The organism is Autumnicola tepida, from assembly GCF_031846485.1.
Lineage (GTDB): Bacteria > Bacteroidota > Bacteroidia > Flavobacteriales > Flavobacteriaceae > Autumnicola > Autumnicola tepida.
In genome coordinates this window covers 1-4579 of the sequence record NZ_JAVRHQ010000050.1, presented here as the reverse complement: position 1 = coordinate 4579, position 4579 = coordinate 1, and the positions used below count along the sequence as shown (strand labels likewise).

Genomic DNA, 4579 nt, shown 5'->3' with positions numbered 1-4579 from the left:
TTTCGGTTATCGCCAGTTGGCGGAGTAAGGGACGCGTATTTGTCGGCTTAGTATTGGTTTGTTGGTCAAGTTAATTATTTTCTTTCTAACGCTACCGCTTATTGGCGATGAACCGTTGTTATCTCTAGCCTTTAGCTATTAGCTTTCTTGATATCTTTTACTAATTCAGAGATTTTCTTATTTAGTTCTTCATTTTCTATTTTAAAACCATTTTCGACTAATTTTTCTGCAACTTTAATTTTATCAATATTATTTACAGAGCGTTTTGTACTTGCAATTGATTTTTCTATCTCCTCTCTTATTAGTTTTGCTGGTATACCTTTTAAACTACCATTTTTATTTTTCTGAATTTTGCTAAATAAATTATTCGAAAGTTTTATTGAAGGTTTGTAAGTTGGTTTGGCATCTAGATTTATGTATTTACATCTGTCTGCAAATTCAGAATCATCGATCTCAATATTTTTTACTTTGTGAACAGATTTAACTGCTTTTTCATACTCATCATAAGGAATATAATTTTCTATCTCTCTTAACCTGGTTAACCAGCAAAAAGCATTATTTTCTTCAAATAAATCGACAATTTTTTTCTTTTTTGGGCTATATCTTTCACTAGATTTTTTTCTATCACTATCCATAATTATAGCATAATTCTGGTTTAAAGATTCGATAAATTTAAGATTTAAATCACCCTTATCCTCCAAGAAATGTTTGTAAGAACTTCCTCCGTAAAACATTATACTATAGTCTTCTCCCTCAATTAAGTTTTCGTCAATTAATCTTATAAGATGATTTAAATAGATTTTATCACTTTGTCCTTCAACCCATAATAAGTAATTCGTTTGATATAGATCATTTGGTTTATAACCTAAGTCCTTAAGAATTGCTATTTTTTCGGTTTTTATATCTGAGTAATGTAAGTTCGTTTTTCTATTTTGTTTAGAAACGATGAAAATAGAATTGTCAGATGAATTTATGAATACTGAAGAATGAGTAGAAATTAGATACGTGTGATTATCAAATTGACACATTGCTCTATAAAGTAATCTTTGCCATTTTGGATGTAAATGGGTTTCTGGTTCTTCTATAAATATTAAATTTCTATCATTTCTATTTATAAAAATGGGAAATAAAATAATAATAAGAGTTTGTAGTCCATCTCCAAGCTTATAAATTGGAAATTGTGTCTCTTCTCCAATTTTTATATGAAGAACATCGTCATCATATTTAGGAATAAGATTCACTTTTTTCTTGAAAACATTATCCGTAAGAAATGTTTCAAAATTCTTAATTTCATTTCTTTCACTTTCATCTCCTAATAACAATCGCTTTACCTTCTCATATATCGACAGCCCTGTAAAAATATCTCCTTTAGGAACACCTTGTTTAAAATAATCGTGTTTAGTTCTTTTTAGATAAATATCTTCATTGGAGAACAATTTTTCATCACTCGCTATTGGTCTTAATCCACGTAAAATTGGAATGTAAATTTTATCAGTTTTTGAACTTTCAACACCCAATTTGTCTATTAATGTTCCTAAACTTTGAGAGTGTGATTTAGAGTTCGAAAGAAAATTACTTAGTTTATATTCGTTAGTTTTATTTTTGATATTGAAATCATCTACACTAAGAGTGCTATATAATTTATAAAACTCAAGAATTGAATTTAAGCAGTTGCCTTTTTGTTTAATTTGTTCTATTAAATTGTTTATAGTTTGCTCATGTTGATACTCTAAGCCATATCTTTTTAGTACGCTAAATGAAGATAAAAGGTCCGTTCCATATTTAATGATTCTTTGAAATTGATGATCTTCTATTTCGAAGATAAATTTGATATTACCAACATCGGAAAATACAGTTCTTAAAAATCTACTTTTTCCCGAATTATTTGCTCCTACAAAAGTATTTAGCTGATTTAAATTGGAAAGAATCCCGAAATATTTTGGACCTGTAAATTTTGATTTTAGAGTTTCATTCAGCTTTATTCCTTGTAACATATATTTCTTTAAAGGTTAGAGATAACGGCCGCGGTTAATGCAAGTTGCGATTGAAGACTTGAATTTTTCAGCTAGGCCGGATAATAGTTAAGATCTAAAATATAACTTTTTACTGGTTCAGCGCAATTTGATTTAACCGTTGTTACCTACTGGAGCGCGGAAAAGGTACATTATTAAAAGTTCTCTTTATTAATCGTGAAATTTTTTATGCGCCAGGGCAAAATTTTGTAATAGCTCTTTTTAAAACATGAACTGAAAAACTGAACTTCCCGTTAAGTTAATTTCCAAGTTCGAAAACGAAATGTATATAAAACTTTTTTTTTATTATATGAAAACTGTAAAAATAAGCCGCGCTCTTGTTGGTAACGGTCTCGGTTATCGCCAGTTGGCGGCGTAAGGGACGCGGATTTGTCGGCTTAGTATTGGTTTGTTGGTCAAGTTAATTATTTTCTTTCTAACGGTGCCGCTTATTGGCGATGAACCGTTGTTAGGTGCTGGCTATTTCTCATTCAAAAACTTTCTAATTAATTTTAGTGAACTATGATATTCTAAATCGTTTTGTAGATTTTTTTCCATGTGGTTAATCTCAGATATTACCTTTGAATTTTCTATGCATTTATCTCTTAGTAAACCACCAAAAAATTGAAAATCAGAGTAACTTCTTTTATGACCAAGTTTACCGAGCTCATAGTGATAGCTCACTTTTTTCTCAATATCAGTTTGTGCAAGCGTTTTAATTAGTGTCTCGTCATTTTCTGCAAAAAGCTTTAAAACTGTGTCGTTAGGTTTAGTCATTTTGGAATCGAATATTCTTTCTTTGAAAGCATACTCAAACTCTTCCAATGTTTCAGCTATCCAAGAATTTAAATCTGTCAAAAATTGATCTACATTATTTTGGTATCTTATATGTTCATTTCTTCTTCTATAAGACTCCAATAAATTTTCAGGATCGTATATATAGTAACTGTCTAAAATCTTCTCAAAATCAACTTCTGTTAATCTGACAATAGTTTCGAAAGATTGCGTTTCAGCCACTTTTTGAAGATTTTCTACCCTTTTTCTAAACCCCTTTAAAATCTTTTTACATTTTTTAATTACCTCGTTTAAATAAGTGTTTAAAAATGAGTAGTGTCTATTAATTATATCTTCAATTTTATAAGATAGTTTTTCAAAGGAGTAATTATTATTGATGTGGTACCTGGAATACGCAATTTCATTGCTATTAGAATGAATATCCATTAAAACCGAAGATTTTAAAACTTCTATTTTTTTGCCATTATGCTCGATTCTTTTCTTTCGAATAGGATGACCTACTAATTCATTTCGTAAGTTTCGATTTATATTGTAATCCCCATCTTCATACAGTTGACCTTTGGTTATGTTACAACCAAATATTCTTAATAATTCTAGAATTAAATCTTGTTGAATATAAATCGCCTGTAGAAGTCCAATGTGGTACGAAAAAGCGCTTTGAAAATTATCTGTTTCAGTATTGTTTTCAATCACTTCTAAAGTATCTCCAAGGTAGCTCATTAAATTACCGAAGGATGTTGTTTTTATATCCTCTTTATCAAAATTAATTTCATTTCTACATTTTTGGTAATCCCACAAATAGTGAGTCCAAAAATCAGAAATTTTGTCAAGATTAAATTTTATTTCTTCAATCATCTTGGAATAGCTTGCACCTAACGGTTTGCGGTTATCGCAAGTTACGGGAGTAAGGACACGGACTTGTCAGATTAACCATTTTACTTCCTAGTTTCTAAAATTACACTTTTTCTTTTATACCCGTAATTTGTGATGAACCGCTGTTGTGGCTAGTGCTCATCTTTTAAGTTAGTTATTTCTTTTTTCAATTTTGGAAGTTCCCTTAGAATAATTGTCCAAATTACTTCATCGGAAATATTATCATATTCGTGAGCAATTCTATTCCGAGTACCAATTATTCTTTGAGCATTTTTTATTTCAAGATTCCAATCCTTATGTTTATAAATCCTATTAATAGCTTCTCCAATTATCTCGATATTTCTTTCAATTGCTTTTTTGGTTTTTAAATCTTGTTGGTATTCAAAGAAATCTCTTTTTTCTGGAAGGAAATCAAATATTTCATCAATAGATTTTATAATATCTTCAAGCCAAGCATTAATTCTGTTGTCCATAAATCAGAATTTTTGTATTCTCCAGTTCTTTCCTAAAGTACTGGTTTTTAATGCCTCTTTCTTCAATAAGGTCGATTTGCCGTTTGAGTAACTTTTCTAAATTTTCTTTAAGTTGGAAGTATAAATCGGTGTACTTAAAAGGATCGTTTTCTTCAAAATCAACAACAAAATCAATGTCTGAATCACTTCTAAAATCCTCTCGGGTTACTGAACCAAAAGCGGAAAATGTTCTAACTTTGTACTGTTTGCAAAGCTTTTTGATTCGATTAATATTTTTGTCATTTATTTTCATAAATCAAAAATAATTAAAATTTCCGTTCCGTTCATTTGTACTCTAAAATATTCTTGCATTAGCCACAACGGTCACGTATATTCGTCAGTTGTGGTAGTGAATATACGGATTTGTCCGATTTAATTTTTTACTTT

4 protein-coding genes are annotated in these 4579 nt (G+C 29.7%); all 4 read right to left on the bottom strand.

The features are described from left to right. Nucleotides 1-131: 131 nt before the first annotated feature. Nucleotides 132-1994, bottom strand: coding sequence for an AAA family ATPase (locus RM553_RS19090; RefSeq protein WP_311536561.1), 1863 nt, complete (start codon nucleotides 1992-1994; stop codon nucleotides 132-134). Between the two features lie 498 nt (nucleotides 1995-2492). Continuing rightward, complete coding sequence (locus RM553_RS19085) at nucleotides 2493-3662, bottom strand: hypothetical protein (protein WP_311536560.1); 1170 nt, start codon at nucleotides 3660-3662, stop codon at nucleotides 2493-2495. Nucleotides 3663-3811: 149 nt separating this feature from the next. Further along, complete coding sequence (locus RM553_RS19080; RefSeq protein WP_311536559.1) at nucleotides 3812-4153, bottom strand: HepT-like ribonuclease domain-containing protein; 342 nt, start codon at nucleotides 4151-4153, stop codon at nucleotides 3812-3814. After that, nucleotides 4137-4445 carry a nucleotidyltransferase family protein gene (locus tag RM553_RS19075; protein ID WP_311536558.1) on the bottom strand — a complete coding sequence of 103 codons (309 nt, stop codon included), beginning with the start codon at nucleotides 4443-4445 and terminating at the stop codon, nucleotides 4137-4139. The genes RM553_RS19080 and RM553_RS19075 overlap by 17 nt, the downstream gene beginning before the upstream one ends. Nucleotides 4446-4579 lie beyond the last annotated feature (134 nt).

Bases quoted from the DNA above. Each gene is read 5' to 3' on its own strand.
- RM553_RS19090 (WP_311536561.1), bottom strand. From the start codon at position 1,994: ATGTTACAAGGAATAAAGCTGAATGAAACTCTAAAATCAAAATTTACA.
- RM553_RS19085 (WP_311536560.1), bottom strand. From the start codon at position 3,662: ATGATTGAAGAAATAAAATTTAATCTTGACAAAATTTCTGATTTTTGG.
- RM553_RS19080 (WP_311536559.1), bottom strand. From the start codon at position 4,153: ATGGACAACAGAATTAATGCTTGGCTTGAAGATATTATAAAATCTATT.
- RM553_RS19075 (WP_311536558.1), bottom strand. From the start codon at position 4,445: ATGAAAATAAATGACAAAAATATTAATCGAATCAAAAAGCTTTGCAAA.